This window comes from Candidatus Pantoea bituminis, from assembly GCF_018842675.1.
In the GTDB taxonomy this organism is placed as follows: Bacteria; Pseudomonadota; Gammaproteobacteria; order Enterobacterales; family Enterobacteriaceae; genus Pantoea; species Pantoea phytostimulans.
Genome location: NZ_JAGTWO010000004.1, coordinates 1,206,597 through 1,228,103 on the forward strand (window position 1 = coordinate 1,206,597; position 21,507 = coordinate 1,228,103).

Annotated in this window: 15 protein-coding genes and 4 pseudogenes; 12 read left to right on the forward strand and 7 right to left on the reverse strand. The window is 51.9% G+C overall.

From position 1 onward, the window contains the following. Nucleotides 1-57 precede the first annotated feature (57 nt). Complete coding sequence (gene nfo, locus KQP84_RS09340) at nt 58-903, reverse strand: deoxyribonuclease IV (RefSeq protein WP_215846186.1); 846 nt, start codon at nt 901-903, stop codon at nt 58-60. Nucleotides 904-957: 54 nt separating this feature from the next. Next, entirely contained in the window at nt 958-2,013 is a 1,056-nt protein-coding gene (locus tag KQP84_RS09345) for a YeiH family putative sulfate export transporter (protein WP_215848239.1), read from the reverse strand. A gap of 103 nt (nt 2,014-2,116) precedes the next feature. Here KQP84_RS09345 and KQP84_RS09350 point away from each other — a divergent pair, with 103 nt between their 5' ends. The 5 genes and pseudogenes from KQP84_RS09350 (at nt 2,117) to KQP84_RS09370 (ending at nt 7,095) form a co-directional block, all read left to right on the forward strand. Then, nucleotides 2,117-2,497 (forward strand): YkvA family protein, encoded by a 381-nt coding sequence (locus tag KQP84_RS09350; RefSeq protein ID WP_215846187.1) that lies wholly within the window; start codon nt 2,117-2,119, stop codon nt 2,495-2,497. 9 nt (nt 2,498-2,506) lie between these two features. Beyond that, nucleotides 2,507-3,372 (forward strand): annotated as a pseudogene (gene yieE, locus KQP84_RS09355) (DNA-binding transcriptional regulator YeiE). Between the two features lie 209 nt (nt 3,373-3,581). After that, on the forward strand, nt 3,582-5,048 hold the full coding sequence (locus KQP84_RS09360) for an amino acid permease (protein ID WP_215846188.1): 1,467 nt from the start codon (nt 3,582-3,584) through the stop codon (nt 5,046-5,048). Between the two features lie 188 nt (nt 5,049-5,236). Next, nucleotides 5,237-6,310, forward strand: a complete 1,074-nt coding sequence (locus KQP84_RS09365; RefSeq protein ID WP_215846189.1) for a FecCD family ABC transporter permease — start codon at nt 5,237-5,239, stop codon at nt 6,308-6,310. Then, entirely contained in the window at nt 6,307-7,095 is a 789-nt protein-coding gene (locus KQP84_RS09370) for an ABC transporter ATP-binding protein (RefSeq protein ID WP_215846190.1), read from the forward strand. The genes KQP84_RS09365 and KQP84_RS09370 overlap by 4 nt, the downstream gene beginning before the upstream one ends. Nucleotides 7,096-7,374: 279 nt before the next feature. Here the strand turns inward: KQP84_RS09370 and fghA are convergent. The 3 genes and pseudogenes from fghA to ptrR form a co-directional block, all read right to left on the reverse strand. Beyond that, a pseudogene (gene fghA / locus KQP84_RS09375) lies at nt 7,375-8,216 on the reverse strand (S-formylglutathione hydrolase). 12 nt (nt 8,217-8,228) lie between these two features. Beyond that, nucleotides 8,229-9,353 (reverse strand): S-(hydroxymethyl)glutathione dehydrogenase/class III alcohol dehydrogenase, encoded by a 1,125-nt coding sequence (locus tag KQP84_RS09380; protein ID WP_215846191.1) that lies wholly within the window; start codon nt 9,351-9,353, stop codon nt 8,229-8,231. A gap of 84 nt (nt 9,354-9,437) precedes the next feature. Next, nucleotides 9,438-10,349 (reverse strand): putrescine utilization regulator PtrR, encoded by a 912-nt coding sequence (ptrR, locus tag KQP84_RS09385; protein ID WP_215846193.1) that lies wholly within the window; start codon nt 10,347-10,349, stop codon nt 9,438-9,440. A 105-nt stretch (nt 10,350-10,454) separates the two neighbouring features. Between ptrR and KQP84_RS09390 the strand changes: the two are divergent. The 7 genes and pseudogenes from KQP84_RS09390 (at nt 10,455) to mglC (ending at nt 18,698) form a co-directional block, all read left to right on the forward strand. Next, nucleotides 10,455-11,581 (forward strand): annotated as a pseudogene (locus tag KQP84_RS09390) (YbfB/YjiJ family MFS transporter). Between the two features lie 125 nt (nt 11,582-11,706). Then, the gene (gene folE, locus KQP84_RS09395; RefSeq protein WP_215846194.1) at nt 11,707-12,372 is read left to right on the forward strand and encodes a GTP cyclohydrolase I FolE; all 666 of its coding nucleotides are present in this window, start codon (nt 11,707-11,709) and stop codon (nt 12,370-12,372) included. A gap of 49 nt (nt 12,373-12,421) precedes the next feature. Further along, complete coding sequence (yeiB, locus tag KQP84_RS09400) at nt 12,422-13,582, forward strand: DUF418 domain-containing protein YeiB (protein WP_215846195.1); 1,161 nt, start codon at nt 12,422-12,424, stop codon at nt 13,580-13,582. Between the two features lie 147 nt (nt 13,583-13,729). Continuing rightward, nucleotides 13,730-14,770 carry an HTH-type transcriptional regulator GalS gene (galS, locus tag KQP84_RS09405; RefSeq protein ID WP_215846196.1) on the forward strand — a complete coding sequence of 347 codons (1,041 nt, stop codon included), beginning with the start codon at nt 13,730-13,732 and terminating at the stop codon, nt 14,768-14,770. A 313-nt stretch (nt 14,771-15,083) separates the two neighbouring features. Further along, nucleotides 15,084-16,079, forward strand: coding sequence for a galactose/glucose ABC transporter substrate-binding protein MglB (gene mglB, locus KQP84_RS09410; protein ID WP_215846198.1), 996 nt, complete (start codon nt 15,084-15,086; stop codon nt 16,077-16,079). Nucleotides 16,080-16,148: 69 nt separating this feature from the next. Continuing rightward, nucleotides 16,149-17,668: pseudogene (mglA, locus tag KQP84_RS09415) on the forward strand (galactose/methyl galactoside ABC transporter ATP-binding protein MglA). 19 nt (nt 17,669-17,687) lie between these two features. After that, on the forward strand, nt 17,688-18,698 hold the full coding sequence (gene mglC, locus KQP84_RS09420; protein WP_215846199.1) for a galactose/methyl galactoside ABC transporter permease MglC: 1,011 nt from the start codon (nt 17,688-17,690) through the stop codon (nt 18,696-18,698). A gap of 39 nt (nt 18,699-18,737) precedes the next feature. Here mglC and sanA read toward each other — a convergent pair whose 3' ends face one another. Both sanA and KQP84_RS09430 read right to left on the reverse strand, forming a co-directional pair. Next, complete coding sequence (sanA, locus tag KQP84_RS09425) at nt 18,738-19,463, reverse strand: outer membrane permeability protein SanA (RefSeq protein ID WP_215846200.1); 726 nt, start codon at nt 19,461-19,463, stop codon at nt 18,738-18,740. Between the two features lie 135 nt (nt 19,464-19,598). Then, entirely contained in the window at nt 19,599-21,296 is a 1,698-nt protein-coding gene (locus KQP84_RS09430; RefSeq protein WP_215846201.1) for an NAD-dependent malic enzyme, read from the reverse strand. Nucleotides 21,297-21,507 lie beyond the last annotated feature (211 nt).

Sequence of the window (21,507 nt, forward strand, 5' to 3'; positions counted from 1 at the left end):
TTTCTGCGGAAATGCATCAGCAAAAATGAAAGGGAGCCGGTTGGCTCCCTTTTTTATTCAAGCTTGCTGCTGCGCCTTCAGCCAGGCAATTTCATCTTTCCAGATATCAGGATTGATGGTTTCCAGAATCAGTGGAATGCCATCGAAACGCGAATCTTTCATTAACCAGCTAAACACGGTTTTACCGATGTTGCCTTCGCCAAGGCTGTTGTGACGGTCTACCCGGCTGCCGAAAGCACTTTTCGCATCGTTCAGGTGCATGCCGCGCAGATACTTAAAGCCAACGATGCGCTCAAATTCAGCGAAGGTGGCAACGCAGTCCTCTTCAGTGCGCAAATCGTAGCCACCCGCAAAGGCGTGACAGGTATCAATACAAACGCCAACACGCGATTTGTCTTCAACATGCTCGATGATGGTGGCCAAATGCTCAAAGCGGAAGCCCAAATTGCTACCTTGCCCTGCGGTATTTTCAATCACCGCTGTCACGTTTTGGCTTTTATCCAGCGCAATATTGACCGATTCCGCGATGCGCTTCAGGCAGGCTTCCTCTTCAATCTGCTGCAAATGGCTGCCCGGATGGAAATTAAGTAAGGTCAGTCCTAACTGATCTGCTCGCTGCATCTCATCCAAAAACGCGTCGCGTGACTTTTCCAACGCATCCATCACTGGATGCCCCAGGTTAATCAGGAAGCTGTCGTGAGGCAGGATTTGCTGCGGGCCGTAATTGTATTTTTCACAGGCGGCGCGAAAAGCATCGATCACCTCAGTGGAAAGGGGAGCCGCTTTCCACTGACGCTGATTCTTGGTAAACAGAGCGAAGGCGGTGGCTTCAAGCTCATGAGCGCGAATCACTGCCTGGTCCACACCGCCAGACGCGCTGACGTGTGCGCCGATATATTTCATGCCGTTCTCCTGAAGTGGCTATGCACAGATGAACCGGCATGATACCCGATGCGCTTAGCCCATGAAATGTTGCGCCAGCAGATTGATACCACCGCCGCCCACGATCAGCCAGCTAAACACCATCGCCCCCAACAGCAGCGGTTTGATACCGGCATTGCGCAGTGCGCTGAAGCGCGTGGTTAATCCCAGCGCGGCCATCGCCATGGCCAGCAATAAATTTGCCAGTTGATTAAGCGCGGTGACAGCGTTGGCGGGCAATATATGCAATGAGTTGAACACCGCGACCAGCACAAACAACAGAGCAAACCACGGGAACGTCACGGGTCCCTGCGTCTGCGTACCGCGCTGCTGGCGACGTAATACGCCGCCAAGGCATAACAGAAACGGTGCCAGCATCATCACGCGCAACATTTTCGCAATCACTGCGCTGTTTTCTGCATCCGGGCCAAGCGCGTGACCCGCCGCGACAACCTGCGCCACTTCATGAATGGTCGAGCCGGTAAAAATACCAAACTGCATCAGGCTGAGAGTTGGAAAAAGGGCGTGCGCCAGCGGCCACAGTAGAGGATAGATAAAAATAGCCAGCGTACCGAACAGCACCACAGTAGCGACGGCCACCGCGACTTTAGACGGTGCTGCTTTTATCACCGGTTCTGTGGCTAATACCGCAGCGGCACCACAAATACTGCTGCCTGCGCCAATCAACCACACCGTGTCGCGGTCCAGTTTCAACAAACGTCTACCGAGCAGGCAGGTTATAAAAAAGGTGCTGCTTAAGGTCAGCGCATCAATCACAATGCCGCTCACACCTACATCGGTGATTTGCTGCAGGGTAATACGGAAGCCAAACAGGATAATGCCAAGGCGCAAGAGTTTTTGCTTGGCCAGCGCCACGCCAGCATCGCAATGCGTTGCCAGCGGAGAATAAATGCTGTTGCCCACGACAATGCCCAGCATGATCGCCAACGTTAACGCGCCGAGGCCAATGCCGCTAAGCCAGGGTTGATTCGCCAGCCAGGCTGCCGCTGCGGCAATCGACGCGGTCAGCAGTAAACCGGGAAGCCAATGCTGAAAAGGTAGCTGCGTTTTGTTGAAAGTGAGTTCGGTCATCATCGTTGCTCCTGTTTGAAGTTCGATCATGCGGCTCACTAGCTTAAAAGTGAAATTGATAATATATTTAATATTAACCGGTATAAGTAATAAGGCAGGGAATATGCTGTTTGGAAGACTTCGCCGCTGGGCCGCCTTGATTAAACGAGATGTTTTAACCTTGTGGTTTGCCTGTCGCGATCCGCGTACGCCATGGTGGTTCAAATTAATTTCGGTGGGATTGGTCGCGTACGCGCTCAGCCCGATTGATTTGATCCCCGACTTCATCCCCATCGTTGGTCTGCTGGATGATGCGATTATTATCCCGCTCGGCGTGATGATCTTGCTGAAGTTGCTGCCGCGTGAAATACGTATCAGCAGTATCGAAAGTGCCGAAGTTCAACGTGCGCGTGGCAAAAAAGTGGTCAGCGGGTTCGGATTGATCCTGATGTTGCTGATTTGGCTCGGCGTATTGGTTTATCTTGTAAACCATTACGCAATGTAGGGGAAACGCATGCATATTACGCTGCGTCAGGTTGAAGTGTTTACCGAGGTATTAAAAAGCGGCTCGACAACGCAGGCTTCGCAAGTGCTGGCGTTATCGCAGTCTGCGGTCAGTGCCGCGCTGGCCGATTTGGAAGGACAGCTGGGTGTACAGTTGTTTGACCGTGTCGGTAAACGACTGGTGTTGAATGAACATGGTCGGCTGCTCTATCCGCGCGCTGTGGGTTTGCTGGAACAGGCGGGAGAAATTGAGCAGCTGTTTAAAGAAGACAACGGCGCTATTCGTATCTACGCCAGCAGCACCATTGGCAACTATTTACTGCCGGGCATGATTGCCGGCTATCGCCGTGACTTCCCGGTTTGCCGCTGGAGCTAAGCGTCGGCAACAGTCAGGACGTGATCAATGCAGTGTCAGATTTTAGGGTCGACGTTGGGCTGATCGAAGGGCCGTGCCACATGACGGACTTGGTCAGTGAGGCCTGGCTGGAAGATGAACTGGTGGTGTTCGCCGCGCCAGATGCAGAGATTTTGCAGCAGCCAGTTACGCTGGAGTCATTGGGTGCGGCGCCATGGATCTTGCGCGAACGTGGCTCCGGCACGCGTGAAATTGTCGATTATCTGCTGTTATCGCATTTGCCCTCTTTCCAACTGGGCATGGAGCTTGGCAATTCAGAAGCGATCAAACACGCAGTACGTCATGGCATGGGTATTAGCTGTTTATCGCGTCGGGTGATCAGTGATTTGCTCGATGCAGGAACGCTGGTGGAGCTGAAAATTCCGCTGCCGCGCCTGACGCGCACCCTTTATCGTATTCATCATCGTCAAAAACATATCTCAAAAGCGTTGACGCGTTTCCTCTCCTATTGCCGCGAATAACGCGTTCAAGCAACCTGTAAGCCTCATGCGTGAGGCTCCACCTTCTGGCTTAACACTGGCCTTAAGCCTGAATATTGCCGGTAAAAAGAGTGGGTGCTAATAATTTCGCGTCTATCATGAAGGTAACTTATAACAGCGCACCTTTGCTATACAGAGCAGGCTTAGCTGCTACAATCGCGCCTCATTTTTATCTGACGTAGCGTTTACACATGCATAACGACTCAAATACAACACAACAGCCTGCGTTAAGACGTGCGTTGAAAGCGCGTCATCTGACGATGATCGCCATTGGGGGTTCGATAGGAACCGGCCTGTTTGTCGCTTCGGGTGCCACCATTTCTCAGGCGGGGCCGGGCGGTGCGCTGCTCTCCTACGCGCTGATTGGCTTGATGGTCTATTTCCTGATGACCAGCCTTGGCGAACTGGCAGCCTTCATGCCGGTTTCCGGTTCTTTTGCGACCTATGGCGCAAAATATGTTGAAGAAGGCTTTGGTTTCGCCCTTGGCTGGAACTACTGGTACAACTGGGCCGTCACCATCGCTGTTGATCTGGTCGCTTCGCAGTTAGTGATGAATTACTGGTTTCCCGACACGCCAGGCTGGATCTGGAGCGCGCTGTTCCTCTGCCTGATGTTCCTGATGAACTACATTTCTGTAAAAGGATTTGGTGAAGCAGAATATTGGTTCTCACTGATCAAAGTTGTTACCGTCGTCATCTTCATCGTGGTTGGCGTACTGATGATTACGGGCATTATGCGCGGTGCAGAAAACGCGGGTTGGCATAACTGGCAGGTAGGCGATGCGCCGTTTGCCGGTGGATTTGCTGCAATGATAGGCGTGGCGATGATTGTCGGCTTCTCCTTTCAGGGCACCGAGCTAATCGGGATTGCGGCGGGTGAATCAGAAGATCCGGGGAAAAACATTCCGCGTGCGGTGCGTCAGGTGTTTTGGCGTATCCTGCTGTTTTATGTGTTTGCCATTCTGATTATCAGCCTGATTCTGCCGTATACCGATCCACAATTGCTGCACAACGACATCAAAGATATCAGCGTCAGTCCGTTTACCTTGGTGTTCCAGAATGCCGGTTTGCTTTCAGCGGCAGCGGTAATGAATGCGGTGATTCTGACTGCAGTGTTATCAGCAGGTAACTCGGGCATGTACGCCTCAACACGCATGCTTTACAACCTGGCGAGCGAAGGCAAAGCGCCGCGCATCTTCGCCAAACTGTCGAAAGGCGGTGTGCCGCGTAATGCATTGTGGGCCACAACCGTAGTCGCGGGCCTCTGTTTCCTGACGTCGAAGTTTGGTAATCAAGAGGTCTATCTGTGGCTGCTGAATACCTCAGGAATGACAGGTTTCATCGCCTGGTTGGGTATTGCGATCAGTCATTACCGCTTCCGTCGTGGCTATGTGGCGCAAGGACGCGATCTCAACGCGTTGCCTTATCGTTCAGGTTTCTTCCCGTTGGGACCGATTTTCGCCTTCGTGCTCTGCCTGATTATCACGCTAGGCCAAAACTATCAGGCATTTCTTAACGACAGCATTGACTGGTATGGCGTGGCGGCCACCTACATTGGTATTCCGCTGTTCCTGATTATCTGGTTTGGCTACAAGTTGACACGCGGCAGCCGGTTTGTGAAATACAACGAAATGGAATTTCCGACGCATAAAGACTAATTGATGATGCAAAATAAAAAGCGCGGTGTTTAGGCACCGCGTTTTTTTTGCTTTATTTGCACCAGATTAGCCTGTCAAATTGATAATTATTATCATCTGCACTATTGTGGCTGCGTTTTCTGTCCGGCCTGGCACTATTTCGCTCCGTTCGGAATTATTCACCATTGGTAAGAACAACAGGGTTAATCATGACAACGGAATCTTCACTGATTACGCAAAGGGATTCTCACAGCACCATAAGCCGTTATCGGCAGACGCTGCGTCGCCGCATGTTGTGGATTGGCGTACTGCTTTTAGCCATTTTGGCTTCGCTGATTCTCGACTTCACGTTGGGACCCGCCGGACTTTCATTACCTACATTGTGGAACGCACTGCTGCATCCCGCTGGCGTGGATGCCGGTACGCGCGTCATCGTCTGGGATATTCGCTTGCCCTATGCGCTGATGGCGATTGTTGTCGGCTTTTCACTCGGCCTTGCCGGTGCTGAGATGCAAACCATCCTCAATAACCCGCTGGCGAGTCCGTTCACGCTGGGCGTCTCTTCAGCGGCGGCCTTCGGCGCGGCGCTGGCGATTGTGATGGGAATTGGCATTCCCGGTATTCCCGCACAATGGTTTATCTCCGCCAATGCGTTTGTATTCGCGCTGTTTGCCGCGCTGATGCTGGATGGTGTAACACGTTGGACCCGAGTTTCCTCTTCGGGCGTGGTGCTATTCGGAATCGCCTTGGTTTTTACCTTTAACGCGCTGGTCTCAATGATGCAGTTCATCGCCAGCGAAGATACGTTACAAGGTTTAGTGTTTTGGACCATGGGCAGTTTGGCCCGCGCATCATGGGAAAAACTGGGTGTGTTAAGCCTCGCTTTCGGCCTGTTGGTGCCGTTCTCCCTGTTAAGCAGCTGGAAGCTGACCGCACTGCGTCTGGGGGAAGATCGTGCAGTGAGCTTTGGTATCGACGTACGCCGTTTGCGTCTCGCGACCTTGCTGCGCATCAGTATTCTTTCCGCGCTGGCGGTGGCATTTGTTGGGCCAATTGGCTTTATTGGCCTGGTTGCGCCGCACATTGCTCGCATGATGTTTGGCGAAGATCACCGCTTTTACCTGCCCGCCAGCGCATTAACCGGCGCGCTGGTGTTATCGATGGCCTCCGTTGCGTCCAAAAACCTGATTCCCGGCGTTATCATTCCGGTTGGCATTGTGACTTCGCTGGTCGGCGTGCCATTTTTCCTCAGTATTATTTTGCGTCATCGGGGGAATGTATGATGGCAGGTCTGACATTACGCGGCTTTAGCACCGGCTACCCTAAACGCAAAGTGATTGAGAATCTTGACGTGGCGCCTTTGCCGCGTGGTGAAATTACCGTGCTGTTAGGCCCCAACGGCTGCGGTAAATCGACGTTGCTGCGCGCGCTCGCCGGGCTGAATAAGGGCCGTGGCGAGATGTGGCTCGACGACGAAGAGTTAATGACGCAGCCGTTTGCCCGTCGCGCACAACGCGTGGTTTATCTGCCGCAGTCGCTGCCCGCAGGCGTGCACCTGCATGTGCTGGAATCGATTATTGTTGCACAGCGTGCTTCAGGCGGTTTACACAGTGCCGCCAGCGAAGCGGAAATTTTGCATCTGCTGGAGCAGTTGGGTATTGCGCATCTGGCGATGCGTTATCTTGATCAACTTTCCGGCGGCCAAAAACAGCTGGTAGGGTTGGCGCAATCGCTGATTCGGCGTCCGGAATTGCTGCTGTTGGATGAGCCGCTTAGCGCATTGGATCTGAATTACCAGTTTCACGTGATGGATCTGGTCCGACGCGAAACCACTCAGCGCAATATCGTCACCGTGGTGGTAGTGCATGACATCAATATCGCATTACGGCACGCGCAGCATGCTTTGATGCTGAAAGAGGGCAGGTTGATTGCTGAAGGTCAGCCAGACAAAGTGATTACGCCGGAAACGCTGGCGCAAGTTTATGGTGTAGAAGGGCGGATTGAGCACTGCTCACGCGGCATGCCACAGGTGATGATTGATGGATTAGTGCGCGAAGCGCTGGTTTGAGTTAGCGAAAAGTCGTTTGTCCCCCATCTTGCTCTTCTTGAATACGAGGTTGTTTGTCCCCCATCCCGGCCTTCCCCGCAACGCGGGGAAGGAGATGCTGCCACATGTAAACTCGGTGACAGCATGTGGCAGCGTCTTCCTCCCCACGAGTGGGGGAGGACCGAGGTGGGGGACAGCGAGTACCTAACCTTAAGTGCCAGTACTTAACCCTAAGTGCCAGTACCTAACCCTAAGTGCCAGCACCTAACCCTAAGTGCCAGCATCCAAAAGTATGCGCACTTACACGAGCAGATGCTGCGCATGGAAGCGCAGATGATCCTCAACAAAACTGGCGATAAAGAAGTAGCTGTGATCGTAACCCGGCTGGATCCGCAGCGTCAGCGGAAAATCCATCTCCTGCGCGATCGTTTCTAAACGTTCCGGCTGCAGCTGATCGGCAAGAAACTGATCGCTATCGCCCTGATCGATCAGGATAGGCAAGCGGTGCTGCACTTCACGCATCAGATGACAACTGTCATATTCACGCCACGCATCACGATCTTCACCTAAATAAGCCTGAAACGCCTTTTGTCCCCAAGGCACATCACTTGGATTAACAATGGGTGCGAACGCAGAAGCGGAAGCAAAGCGACCGCCAAGACGCAGCGCCAGCATCAGTGCGCCGTGTCCCCCATCGAATGGCCCATAATTGACTGGCGTTCACTGACCTTGAAATTGTCAGCGATCAGCGCAGGCAACTCTTTACTCAGGTAATCGAACATGCGGAAATGGCTCGACCAGGGATGTTGGGTGGCGTTGAGATAAAATCCTGCGCCCTGACCCAAATCGTATCCTTCGTCGTTTGCCACCTGATCACCGCGCGGACTGGTATCCGGCATGATCAACATCAATCCCAGTTCCGATGCTACGCGCTGCGCACCCGCTTTGGTGGTGAAGTTTTCATCATTGCAGGTCAGCCCGGCAAGGAACCAAACCGCAGGCGGTGGCGCGTCGCCTTTGGGGCTCGGCAGATAAATGCTGAACGTCATCGGGCAATTTAACACGCCCGATTGATGACGCCAGCGCTGCTGCCAGCCGCCAAAGATGCGGTGCTCTTCCAAAAGCTCCAGTGTAGATGCCATAACGCCTCCTGATTACTTTTTAAAATGCACCACAGAACGGATTGATTTACCTTCGTGCATTAAATCAAAAGCGTCGTTGATCTCTTCCAGCGGCATGGTATGCGTGATGAAATCATTCAGGGCAAATTTGCCGTCGAGGTAATCCTGCACAATGCCTGGCAGCTGGCTACGGCCTTTCACACCACCAAAGGCGGAACCGCGCCATACGCGACCGGTTACCAACTGGAAGGGACGGGTAGCAATCTCTTCACCTGCACCCGCCACGCCGATAATCACCGATTCGCCCCAGCCTTTGTGGCAGCATTCCAGCGCTGAACGCATCACGTTGACGTTGCCGATACACTCAAACGAGAAATCCACACCGCCATCGGTCAGTTCAACAATCACATCCTGAATGGGTTTTTCGTAATCTTTCGGATTGATCAGATCGGTGGCACCCAGTTTGCGCGCCAGATCAAACTTACTGGTATTCAGGTCAATGCCGATGATGCGACCGGCTTTCGCCATTTTCGCACCAATAATTGCCGACAAACCGATGCCGCCCAGACCGAAGATTGCAACGGTGTCGCCTTCTTTCACTTTAGCGGTGTTCATTACCGCGCCCATGCCGGTGGTTACGCCACAGCCGAGTAGGCAAACTTCTTCCAGTGGCGCTTCTTTGCTGATTTTTGCCAGCGAAATTTCTGGGATCACGGTGTATTCAGAGAAGGTAGACGTGCCCATGTAGTGAAAAATAGGCTTGCCGTCTTTGTAGAAGCGGGTGGTGCCATCTGGCATCAAACCTTTACCCTGTGTGGTGCGAATCGCCTGACACAGGTTGGTTTTGCCAGAAAGACAGAATTTACACTTGCCGCACTCGGGTGTGTAGAGCGGGATAACATGGTCGCCGACTTCGACGCTGGTGACGCCTTCGCCCACGGCTTCGACAATGCCGCCGCCTTCGTGACCGAGAATGGCCGGGAACACGCCTTCAGGATCTGTGCCCGATAAGGTGTAAGCATCGGTATGGCATACGCCAGTCGCAACGATACGTACCAGCACTTCACCTTTTTGTGGTGGCATCAAATCCACTTCTTCAATTTTCAGTGGTTCGCCAGCAGCCCAGGCAACAGCGGCACGGGTTTTAATCATGTTCATGCAAATCCCTCTTCAATCAATGTAACGCGCCAGAAATGATCGCGTACGGATGGTCGTGATGGTTTAAAAATAGTGGCGGAAGCGTTATTCCGCCGCTTTCAATGGATGCATCAGCTCATCGTTAAGCGGACGATCCTTAAATTGTTCAATGATTAAATATTTCAGCGCTTCAACGTTGGGGGTGAAAGCGTCACGTCGCCACATCAACCAAGTGGCGGTATCACGGTATGCCGGCGGCAAGCTGTGCGCTTGAACCCGGCCGCGATCGGGCATTTGTTTCAGCACCGAAGAGGGAATCATCGCGACGCCTGCGCCGCCTGCCACACAGGCCAGCATCGCATGATAAGACTGAATTTCCATCACGCTGTTGGGCGCGGTGTGGCTGTCGCGATACCAGGCTTCTAGCTTGACGCGGTAAGAGCAGCTGTTGCGAAAGGCGAACAGCGTGTCGGCTTGTGCATCGCGCGCATTGGTGATCGGCGCATGATCAAGACTGGTGATCAATGTCATCTCTTCGCGAAAAGCGATGCAGCCGTTGAGATCGTCGTGTTGAACCGGGCCATCCACCAGCGCGGCCGCCAGCGTACCTTCACGGACTCGCTCAATGATTTCACCCGACGTGCCGGTGATTAATGAGAGTGCCACGCTGGGAAAGCGCTGGTGGTAAGCCGCCAGTAAGCCGGGCAGGCGGGTTGCAGCGGTGCTTTCCATCGAGCCGAGCGAAAAATTACCGGCAGGTTCACCAGTACGCGCCATGCTCATCGCTTCATCACTCAACGCCAGAATGCGCTGCGCATAATTAAGGAAGTTGTGGCCCATGGGCGATAAGCGGATGCGCTGTTTCTCACGAATAAACAGATCTACGCCCAACTCTTCTTCCAACTGACGCAGACGCGTGGTGAGATTAGAGGGCACGCGATGCAGTTGTTCTGCCGCGCGCGCCAGCGAACCGCTTTCGGCAACGGAACAGAACATACGTAACTGAACTAAATCCATATCTTCTCTTCTCGTAAACAACTTGGTTAATATTATTCACTTTCCGTGAGTTTAAACATCGCGCATGGTATAAGCAAGTCAGAATAAAACATCAGGAGCTGGGAAATGGCGTTCCGTGTCGCGCTTAGCGCGTTTATTACTTTGTTTGTGGCGATGGGCATCGGACGTTTCGCCTTTACACCGCAGGTTCCCTTGATGATTCAGGCGAATCAGCTGACGCTAACCAGCGCCAGTCTGGTGGCCGCGCTGAACTACCTCGGTTATTTATGTGGATCGTTTGATGCTATGCGCGCGCATCGACGCGTTGAACTTCGCTTGCAAATGGGCATCTGGGGAGCGGTGATTTTAACGCTGCTTTCTGCCTGCGCCAGCGGTCCATGGCTGCATGGTTTACTCCGTTTCGTGATTGGCTGCGCCAGCGGTTGGGCAATGGTATTGGTCGCGGCCTGGAGCAACGAACAGTTGCATCATCATGGTCGTCCAGGCTTATCCGCCGCGGTCTTTGCCGGACCAGGATGCGGCATTTTTGTCAGCGGTTTGCTTGCGGTGTTGTTACACAGCTTTCAGGTCAGCGCGTCGCTGGCGTGGGCGGCTTATGGCGCGTTGGCCTTGATATTAGTGGCGTTGATTGCCCGTTATTTACCGCGCCGTGGAGAGTTACATCGGCCCGATCAAATGCCTGAGCCGTTAGTTATGAACGGCAAGCTTAAACGCCTGGTCTGGAGTTATAGCCTGGCGGGATTTGGTTACATTCTGCCCGCGACGTTTTTATCGCAAATGGCCGCAGCGCGCTTTCCTGACAGCGTTTTTGCTCAGTTTGTCTGGCCAATCTATGGCGGGGCATCGGTGATTGGCATTGCTATCGCTATCTTGACGCGTGGCTGGGGTCGCAGCAATACGCGCCTGGCGCTGGCATTGTGGGCGCAGGCGTTGGGCGTGCTCGCTGCTGCTGCGCTGCCGGGATTTAGCGGTTTGCTGATTGGCGCGTTATTAGTGGGGGCGGCTTCCTGGCCGTGGTGCAACTGTCGCTGCTTTATGCACGCGAATTAGCGCCACAGCACATGCGCTATATGGCAGGCATGCTCACCACCGGTTATGCGCTGGGGCAGTTAGTGGGGCCAATTTTGTCTTCGCTTTCGACCGCGTGGTTACATCGCCTCGAGCCAGCCTTGTGGGTGGCGGGGGCGGGATTGCTGGTGGCGGGACTGTTGGTTTGGCGACGATCAGCGTGAAAAGCTTTCATCACCAATCTTATTGATTGCTGGATTACCGCTGCGGAAAGTTTCACAATACGCGCTCAGAAATTCGGCCCGCGGGGAAACACCAGCGGGCGCATCACCTGCCGGAGAAGAGTAAGATGAGTACCTTAAGTCAGGAAGCCGCCCTGGTTCACGAAACGCTGCTGGCGCGAGGCCTGGAAACGCCATTACGTGCGCCAACGCGTGAAATGGATGACGAAACCCGCAAAAGCCTGATCGCTGGCCACATGACTGAAATCATGCAGCTGCTGAATCTGGACCTGGAAGATGACAGCCTGATGGAGACCCCGCATCGCATCGCTAAAATGTATGTGGATGAAGTTTTTTCCGGCCTCGATTACGCCAATTTCCCAAAAATCACCGTCATTGAAAACAAAATGAAGGTAGATGAGATGGTGACAGTGCGCGACATCACATTGACCAGCACTTGCGAACACCATTTCGTGATCATCGATGGCAAAGCCACCGTGGCGTATATTCCCAAAGATAAAGTGATTGGCCTGTCAAAAATCAACCGCATCGTGCAGTTTTTTGCACAGCGCCCACAGGTGCAAGAGCGTTTAACACAACAAGTGCTCGTGGCGCTGCAAACGCTGCTGGGCACCAATAATGTGGCAGTGTCGATTGACGCAGTGCATTACTGCGTGAAAGCGCGTGGCGTAAAAGATGCCACCAGCGCAACCACCACAACCTCGCTTGGCGGTCTGTTCAAATCCAGTCAAAACACCCGTCAGGAGTTCCTGCGCGCGGTACGTCATAGCTGAGTCTGAAGGCGGATGAGTTCTTCATCCGCCCCTAATTTCTGGATGCCACATGCAACGCTACCTCGCGCTGGATTTCATTCGTGGATGTGCCATTCTTGGCATCCTGCTGCTTAATATCGTCGGCTTTGGCTTACCCGCCGCCGCCTATCTTAATCCTGCCTGGCACAACAACCTCAGCACGCCAGATATCTGGACGTGGGCGCTGCTTGATGCTTTCGCCCAGCTCAAATTCCTGACCTTATTTGCATTGCTGTTTGGTGCTGGCCTGCAAATGCAGTTGCCGCGCGGAAGCCGCTGGCTGACGGCACGCTTATCCCTGTTGGTTTTGCTGGGTTTTATTCATGGCGTCTTCTTCTGGGAAGGCGATATCTTGCTGGATTACGGCATTATTGGTTTGGTGGTGTGGCGAATGCTACGCGACGTCCCCGCGACGCGTGCCTTGTTTCATACGGGCGTGCTGCTTTATTTGATTGGCTGCGCGGTGTTGCTGGTATTTGGTTCAATTTCCGATCCTGAACCCACGCGTTCATGGCTGCCTGGCGCCTCAGACTTACAATATGAGCAGTTTTGGAAATTGCAGGGTGGATGGGAAGCGGTACAAAATCGCCTTGATCATCTTTCATCCGGTTTAATGGCGCTGGCCTCGCAGTATGGCTGGCAGCTGGCGGGATTAATGATGATCGGTGCCGCGCTGATGCGCAGCGGCTGGTGGAAAGGGGAGTATTCTCCGCAGCATTATCGCCGTACCGCAGCGATAATGCTGGGCATTAGCTTTACCATTGCGATTCCCGGCGTGCTGGCGCAATGGCTGCTGCACTGGGAATTTCGCTGGACCGCTTTTTACCTGCAAGCACCACGCGATCTCGCCAGCCCGTTTATTAGCCTGGGATATGCTGCGCTGTGCCTCGGTTTCTGGACACAGATTTCCCGTTGGCGCATCAGTTACATGATTCAATGCGTTGGCCGTATGGCATTGAGCAACTATTTGCTGCAAACGGTGATCTGCACCACGCTGTTTTATCGTTTTGAGTTATTCATGCATTTTGATCGGCTCGGCTTGCTGATGCTGGTTCCGGCTATTTGGCTGGTTAATATTCTGTTTTCTGTCATCTGGTTACGCTTCTTCCCGCAAGGTCCTTGTGAGTGGATTTGGCGTTTCCTTACCCGGCTGGCTGCGGGTAAACCCTCCGCGCAACTTCCCAACAGATAATGACAGAGGTCACAAAGGTTGCAGAATTGTATGTAACCGTTTTCATTGATGTGACGCAATTCACGCTGTAGCGTCTTCGCCCCTGACAAAATAGCGCCGGTGTTCTTACCGGCGTGATGCCTTTCTCTTCCTCTGTGGAACTGCTGCATGATAACGATTCGTGATGTTGCCCGTCAGGCTGGCGTGTCGGTGGCGACCGTCTCGCGCGTACTAAATAATAGCAGCGCGGTCACCTCTGAAACCCGTGATGCCGTGTTACAAGCGGTTGATGCGCTGGGTTATCGCCCTAACGCCAATGCTCAAGCCCTGGCAACACAGATCAGCGATACCATTGGTGTCGTGGTCATGGACGTCTCGGATCCCTTTTTTGGCGCGCTGGTTAAAGCGGTGGATACCGTGGCGCAGCGCGTACACAAGCATGTCTTGATCAGCAATTCCTGGCATCAGGAGGAGAGAGAGCGCAACGCCATTGAGGTGTTGATACGTCAGCGCTGCAACGCACTGGTGGTACATGCGAAAACGCTTTCAGACCATGAACTGGCAAATTTCATGCAGCAGGTTCCCGGCATGGTGGTTATCAACCGCATTGTGCCGGGTTTTGAATCACGCTGTGTCAGTCTGGATAATGTCACCGGCGCATTAATGGCCTCCAGAACGCTTTTGCAACAAGGGCATACGCGCATTGGCTATCTCTGCTCAAGTCATCCTATTGAGGACGTAAGCCAGCGCCGTGAAGGCTGGATGCAGGCGATGAGCGAGCAAGGCATACGCCCGCAGGAGAGCTGGATTGCCAGCGCGGAGCCTGATATGCAGGGCGGCGAAGCAGCAATGGTAGAGCTTTTAGGCCGCAATCTTAATTTGAGTGCGGTGTTTGCCTATAACGACAGCATGGCAGCAGGTGCGCTCACTGCACTCAAAGACAACGGTATTCAGGTGCCACAGCATTTTTCTGTCATTGGCTTTGATGACATTCCTATCTCGCGTTACACCGATCCTCAATTAACCACTGTACGTTATCCCATTGTTTCTATGGCTAAATTGGCGACAGAGTTGGCATTGCAAGGCGCTGCAGATTTACTGGATGAAAGTGCGACGCACATTTTCATGCCGACGTTAGTGCGTCGTCACTCAGTGGCGCAAAAGCAAAATGTGGACTCCGTCACTAATTCAGGCGATTCAGCCATGTAACCGTTTTCAATCTGTGATTGTATTCACAGTTAATTAACATGGCCCTCACTATGATGGCAGCGTCTTACCGGACTGAAACATTATGTAACGCCACCGCAACGTCGAAGGGCGTGGTTTCAGCAGCCGATTAAAAGGGTTCACAACATTTTTCAGGAAGCGTTAGCGCACAGGGAAGTCAGGTTTGGATGGCAATCCAGCGGCTTAGCATAACGTTTTAGCGTATCCCGCCTTGCCAAATTATTTTACCGATTGTTCTCCCGTCGCTCTGGCGCGGTAGAGCTAAAAAGACCCTGCATAAAAAACCGGAGATACCATGAATAAGAAGGTTTTCACGCTCACAGCACTGGTTGCCAGCATGATGTTTGGTGCAACTGCTCACGCAGCTGACACCCGTATCGGCGTTACCATTTACAAATACGATGACAACTTCATGTCAATGGTGCGCAAGGATATTGAGAAAGAAGCGAAAACGGTGGGCGGCGTGCAGCTGCTGATGAACGACTCGCAGAACGACCAATCTAAACAGAATGACCAAATCGACGTTTTGATGGCGAAAGGCGTGAAAGCGCTGGCTATCAACCTGGTTGACCCAGCAGCTGCCGCCGTAGTCGTGGATAAAGCGCGCAGCAACGACGTACCGATTGTGTTCTTCAACAAAGAACCTAACGCCAAAGTTTTGGCTGGTTACGACAAAGCTTACTACGTCGGCACCGACTCTAAAGAATCGGGCATCATCCAGGGTCAGCTGATTGAGAAGCACTGGAAAGCCACGCCAGCATGGGATCTGAACAAAGATGGTCAGATTCAGTTCGTGCTGCTGAAAGGTGAACCGGGCCATCCAGATGCCGAAGCACGTACCAAATACGTGATCGACACGCTGAACAAAGACGGCCTGAAAACCCAGCAGTTAGCGATGGATACGGCAATGTGGGATACCGCACAGGCTAAAGACAAGATGGATGCTTGGTTATCGGGTCCTAACGCCAAAAAAATCGAAGTGGTTATCGCTAACAACGATGCGATGGCAATGGGTGCTGTTGAAGCGCTGAAAGCGCACAACATGACTTCTGTACCGGTATTCGGTGTGGATGCATTGCCAGAAGCGTTAGCGCTGGTTAAATCGGGCGCGCTGGCCGGTACTGTGTTGAATGATGCAGAAAACCAGGCAAAAGCCACGCTGGATATCGCTAAAAACCTGGCTGATGGCAAGCAAGCACTTGAAGGCACTAACTTCAAGATGGTTGATAAAATCGTCCGCGTACCTTACGTACCGGTTGATAAAGAAAACCTGTCGCAATTCCAGAAATAAATTTGAATCCGGGCGCGGTGAATACCGCGCCTTTTTCACGTGACCACCGTTTTTTAAGCCAGGTAAATTATGGCCAGTGATAATACGACCGCGCAGCGTGAATATCTGCTGGAAATGACTGATGTCAGTAAATCATTTCCGGGGTAAAAGCTTTAGATAATGTGAATTTAAAAGTGCGGCCTCACTCCGTTCATGCATTGATGGGTGAAAACGGCGCCGGTAAATCAACATTATTAAAATGCCTGTTTGGTATTTATAAGAAAGACACGGGAAGTATCCTATTTCAGGGTAAGGAAATAGATTATAAGAGTTCTAAAGAGGCGCTGGAAAATGGCGTTTCAATGGTGCATCAGGAATTAAACCTGGTTCTTCAACGCACCGTAATGGATAACATGTGGCTCGGACGTTATCCACGCAAAGGCTTTTTTGTCGATCAGGACAAAATGTATCGCGATACCAAAGCGATATTTGATGAGCTTGATATCGATATTGATCCGCGCGACAAAGTGGCTAATCTTTCCGTCTCGCAAATGCAGATGATTGAAATTGCCAAAGCGTTCTCTTACGACGCAAAAATTGTGATTATGGATGAGCCGACTTCCTCGTTAACCGAGAAAGAGGTGAATCACCTGTTCACCATTATTCGTAAACTGAAAGATCGCGGCTGTGGCATTGTTTATATTTCTCACAAGATGGAAGAGATATTCCAACTGTGTGATGAAATTACTATCTTGCGCGACGGTCAGTGGATCGCCTCTCAGCCACTGGAAGGGCTGGATATGGACAAGATCATCGCTATGATGGTTGGGCGTTCATTGAATCAGCGCTTCCCCGATAAAAGTAATGTACCTGGCGAGACCATTCTTGAGGTGCGTCATTTGACCTCCTTGCGTCAGCCTTCGATTCGCGATATTTCATTTGATTTGCGTAAAGGGGAGATTCTCGGTATTGCCGGTCTGGTGGGCGCTAAAAGGACCGATATTGTCGAGACACTGTTTGGTATTCGTGAAAAGTCGGGCGGCACTATTAAGCTGCACGGTAAAGCGATCAATAACCACAGCGCCAACGAAGCCATTAACCACGGTTTTGCACTGGTGACGGAAGAGCGTCGCTCAACCGGTATTTATGCGTATTTAGATATTGGCTTTAACTCGCTTATCTCCAATATCAAAAAATATAAAAACAGTATGGGGCTGCTGGATAATAAACGCATGAAAAGCGATACCCAATGGGTTATCGATGCCATGCGTGTTAAAACGCCAGGTCACCATACGCAAATTGGTTCCCTTTCCGGGGGTAATCAACAAAAAGTTATTATTGGTCGCTGGTTATTGACCCAGCCTGAAATCCTGATGCTTGATGAACCTACACGCGGCATTGATGTTGGCGCGAAGTTCGAAATTTACCAGTTAATTGCAGAGCTGGCGAAAAAAGAGAAAGGCATCATTATTATCTCTTCCGAAATGCCCGAGCTATTAGGCATTACCGATCGTATTTTGGTAATGAGTAACGGCATGGTAGCAGGCATTGTTGAAACTAAAACGACCACGCAGAACGAAATATTGCGTTTAGCGTCATTACACCTTTAATGAAGCAAGGGCTGTTAACATGAAAGCGACTACAAAAAAGAATGCGCTAACCTGGTTGAAAGAGGGCGGCATTTACGTTGTGCTGCTGGTTTTATTGGCCATTATTATTTTCCAGGATCCGACATTTTTAAGTTTAATGAACCTGAGTAATATTCTGACCCAATCCTCGGTGCGTATTATTATCGCGCTGGGTGTAGCGGGTTTAATTGTTACGCAGGGTACCGACCTGTCAGCGGGTCGTCAGGTGGGTTTAGCGGCTGTTGTGGCAGCGACTTTGCTGCAGGCGATGGACAACGCCAATAAAGTTTTTCCTAACATGGATACCGTACCGATTCCCTTGGTTATTGTAACCGTGTGTATTATCGGTGGCGTTATTGGTCTGGTGAACGGCGTGATTATTGCGTACCTGAAAGTGACGCCATTTATCACCACGTTAGGCACCATGATTATCGTTTACGGCATCAACTCGCTTTATTACGACTATGTTGGCGCATCGCCAATTGCCGGTTTTGATGCAGGCTTCTCTAAATTTGCGCAAGGGTTCCTGCGCTTTGGCGACTTTAAGCTTTCGTTTATTACGTTTTATGCCGTGATTGCCATCGTGTTTGTCTGGATCCTGTGGAATAAAACCCGTTTCGGCAAAAACATCTTTGCTATCGGCGGTAATCCTGAAGCCGCAAGAGTTTCCGGCGTGAACGTGCCATTAAACCTGATCATGATCTATGCGCTGTCAGGGGTATTCTATGCCTTCGGCGGTATGCTGGAAGCGGGACGTATCGGCTCGGCGACCAACAACCTTGGCTTTATGTACGAACTTGATGCTATCGCAGCGTGCGTGGTAGGCGGCGTCTCCTTTGCCGGCGGTGTCGGCACCGTAGCGGGCGTAGTTACCGGTGTGCTGATCTTTACCGTCATCAACTACGGTTTGACCTATATCGGCGTGAACCCGTATTGGCAGTACATCATCAAGGGCGGCATTATTATCTTTGCCGTCGCGCTGGATTCATTGAAATACTCGCGCAAAAAGTAATTTCCGCAGTAATAAAAAAGCGACCTTCGGGTCGCTTTTTTATTTGGCTGGCTTCTGCTTTTGCTCTTGTTCCAGCAGCTGTTCCGGCGTCACGGCAGGATAGCTTTGCGCATCTTCAGGTATTTCACGCACCGCCGGAATCGGCACCAGTGGGCCTAAGAAACGCGGTTCACGCTTCATGATAAACAGATCGCTTAACGCGCCTAACCGCGCCGCAACCTCACGTGCGCGAACGCTCAGCATATTTTTAGGCGAGGGCACGGCATAACATTGCGCCTGAATCCCTAAGTGCAGCGCAATAAACAGTGCGCGTTCACAGTGAAAGCGTTGAGTAATAATAATAAAGTCATTGGTATCAAACACTTTACGAGTACGGACAATCGAATCCAGAGTACGAAAACCGGCATAATCCAGCACGATGTCAGCGGGATCGACGCCCGCTTTGATTAAGTCACGGCGCATTGTCATTGGCTCGTTGTAGCTCTGTAAAGCGTTATCCCCGCTCAGCAGCAGATAATTCACTTTGCCGCTGTTATACGCATTGAGCGCACCCTGCATGCGATAAAGGTAATACTGATTAATGACGCCGGTTCGATAATATTTGGCTGTGCCTAATACCACACCAACCTGACGATGCGGCAATGCCGAAACATTCTCATAAATGTAGGGAGCAGTTTTCCAGCTAATCCAGCGATCGAGGCCAATAGCAGTCCCCACCATGAATAAGATGATGAAAAGCAGACCAATGAAAACGCGTTTCAACATGCGCGTGGGCACTCAACGTCAGGATAATTTGATGGGTCAAGGCTACTTGAGGTACATCGGGGAAGCAAGTTTGCGCCGGTTGGCTGATGCAAAATTAGGCAGTGCCGGATCTGATTCGACCCGGCACTAAAGCCGTTAAATTGAGGTACGACGATAATGACGATACTGCGGCAGCCAAAAGTTATTCGAAATAGCCAGTGACAGCACATCTTCTGACGTGACGACAGCAACGCCCGCGAGCTGTGCGGCCTTGCCTACTTCCATCGCGATGATTTTCGACACACCCTGAATATCTTTGATTTCTGGCAGCACCGGCCCTTCGCCGTCATTCACCAGCGGTGAGCAATCTGCAAGGGCGCGGCTGGCGGTCATCAACATGGTGTCGGTAACGCGGCTGGCACCTGACGCAATCACACCTAAACCGATACCTGGGAAGATATAGGAGTTATTACACTGTGCAATCGGATAGGTTTTGCCGTTCCAGCTTACCGGTGAAAACGGGCTACCGGTGGCGACCAGCGCGGCCCCGTCAGTCCAGGCGATAATATCCGCAGGCGTCGCTTCAACGCGTGACGTTGGGTTGGAGAGCGGCATGACGATAGGACGCGCGCAATGTTTGTGCATCTCGCGAATAATTTCTTCGGTAAACAGGCCAGGTTGACCCGAAACACCAATCAGAATGTCTGGCTGCGCATTGCGCACCACATCCAGCAGCGAAATAGCATCGTTGGTAACGTCCCACCCTTTGAGGTTTTCACTCTTTTGCACCAGCTTGCTCTGGAAGTTGAGCAGGTTAGGCAGTTTATCCGTTAACAAACCAAAGCGATCAACCATCATGACGCGGCCGCGTGCTTCGTCGTCGCTTAATCCTTCTGATTTCATCTGAGCGATAATCTGCTCGGCGATACCACAACCGGCTGAACCTGCGCCCAGGAATACCACTTTTTGCTCGCACAAACGGCTGCCTGCAGCACGGCTGGCGGCAATTAATGTCCCGACGGTAACGGCGGCGGTGCCCTGAATGTCATCGTTGAAGCAGCAGACTTCATCGCGATAACGCTCCAGCAGCGGCATAGCGTTCTTCTGCGCAAAATCTTCAAACTGCAACAGCACTTTCGGCCAGCGGCGCTTAACGGCCTGAATAAAGTCATTCACAAACGCATCGTACTCTTCACCGGTAATGCGCGGATGACGCCAGCCCATATAGAGCGGATCGTTCAGCAACTGCTGGTTATTGGTGCCGACATCCAGCACCACCGGCAAGGTGTAAGCGGGAGAGATACCGCCACAAGCGGTGTAGAGCGAAAGCTTACCAATTGGAATACCCATGCCGCCGATACCCTGATCGCCCAAGCCAAGAATGCGCTCGCCATCAGTGACCACGATCACTTTCACGTTCTGTTTAGTGGCGTTTTGCAGCATGTCTTCGATGTGATCGCGGTTCGGGTAAGAGATGAACACGCCACGCGCGCGACGATAAATCTCTGAGAAGTGTTCGCACGCGGCGCCGACGGTTGGGGTATAGATGATCGGCATCATCTCTTCAAGATGATTATCCAGCAGGCGGTAGAACAGCGTTTCGTTGGTGTCCTGGATATTGCGCAGATAGACGTGCTTATCGTTATTATTTTTGAAGTCCTGGAACTGACGCCAGGCGCGCTGCGCTTGCTCTTCAATACTTTCTACCGCTTCAGGCAGCAAACCTCTGAGGTTAAATTCATTACGTTCTTCGAGAGAGAAGGCGCTGCCTTTATTCAGAAGGGGAAATTCCAGTAAAATCGGGCCTGCGTAAGGGATGTAAAGCGGACGTTTACTTTCGTAGTCGAGTTCCATGCAATGATGCTCCGGTTGCGGTAGTGTCTGGCGTGACGCCGGAAAGGTAACGCCAGTTTTTTCCCATCCTGATTCAGGCTGCTGATGCATTGGCCGCGCTTATTTATCTCAATGAATAACCAAAGCAAACTATCAAGGGCAGACGCGTTTGGCAGTACTGCAATGCAGCGCAAATCAATCTGGGTAATTGTTATAACGTGAATTCTGGCGC

Coding starts and splice junctions, on each gene's coding strand:
- KQP84_RS09345 (WP_215848239.1), bottom strand. CDS start 2,013: ATGACCGAACTCACTTTCAACAAAACGCAGCTACCTTTTCAGCATTGG.
- KQP84_RS09370 (WP_215846190.1), top strand. CDS start 6,307: ATGATGGCAGGTCTGACATTACGCGGCTTTAGCACCGGCTACCCTAAA.
- mglB (WP_215846198.1), top strand. CDS start 15,084: ATGAATAAGAAGGTTTTCACGCTCACAGCACTGGTTGCCAGCATGATG.
- folE (WP_215846194.1), top strand. CDS start 11,707: ATGAGTACCTTAAGTCAGGAAGCCGCCCTGGTTCACGAAACGCTGCTG.
- yeiB (WP_215846195.1), top strand. CDS start 12,422: ATGCAACGCTACCTCGCGCTGGATTTCATTCGTGGATGTGCCATTCTT.
- mglC (WP_215846199.1), top strand. CDS start 17,688: ATGAAAGCGACTACAAAAAAGAATGCGCTAACCTGGTTGAAAGAGGGC.
- KQP84_RS09430 (WP_215846201.1), bottom strand. CDS start 21,296: ATGGAACTCGACTACGAAAGTAAACGTCCGCTTTACATCCCTTACGCA.
- sanA (WP_215846200.1), bottom strand. CDS start 19,463: ATGTTGAAACGCGTTTTCATTGGTCTGCTTTTCATCATCTTATTCATG.
- KQP84_RS09380 (WP_215846191.1), bottom strand. CDS start 9,353: ATGAACATGATTAAAACCCGTGCCGCTGTTGCCTGGGCTGCTGGCGAA.
- nfo (WP_215846186.1), bottom strand. CDS start 903: ATGAAATATATCGGCGCACACGTCAGCGCGTCTGGCGGTGTGGACCAG.
- ptrR (WP_215846193.1), bottom strand. CDS start 10,349: ATGGATTTAGTTCAGTTACGTATGTTCTGTTCCGTTGCCGAAAGCGGT.
- KQP84_RS09365 (WP_215846189.1), top strand. CDS start 5,237: ATGACAACGGAATCTTCACTGATTACGCAAAGGGATTCTCACAGCACC.
- galS (WP_215846196.1), top strand. CDS start 13,730: ATGATAACGATTCGTGATGTTGCCCGTCAGGCTGGCGTGTCGGTGGCG.
- KQP84_RS09350 (WP_215846187.1), top strand. CDS start 2,117: ATGCTGTTTGGAAGACTTCGCCGCTGGGCCGCCTTGATTAAACGAGAT.
- KQP84_RS09360 (WP_215846188.1), top strand. CDS start 3,582: ATGCATAACGACTCAAATACAACACAACAGCCTGCGTTAAGACGTGCG.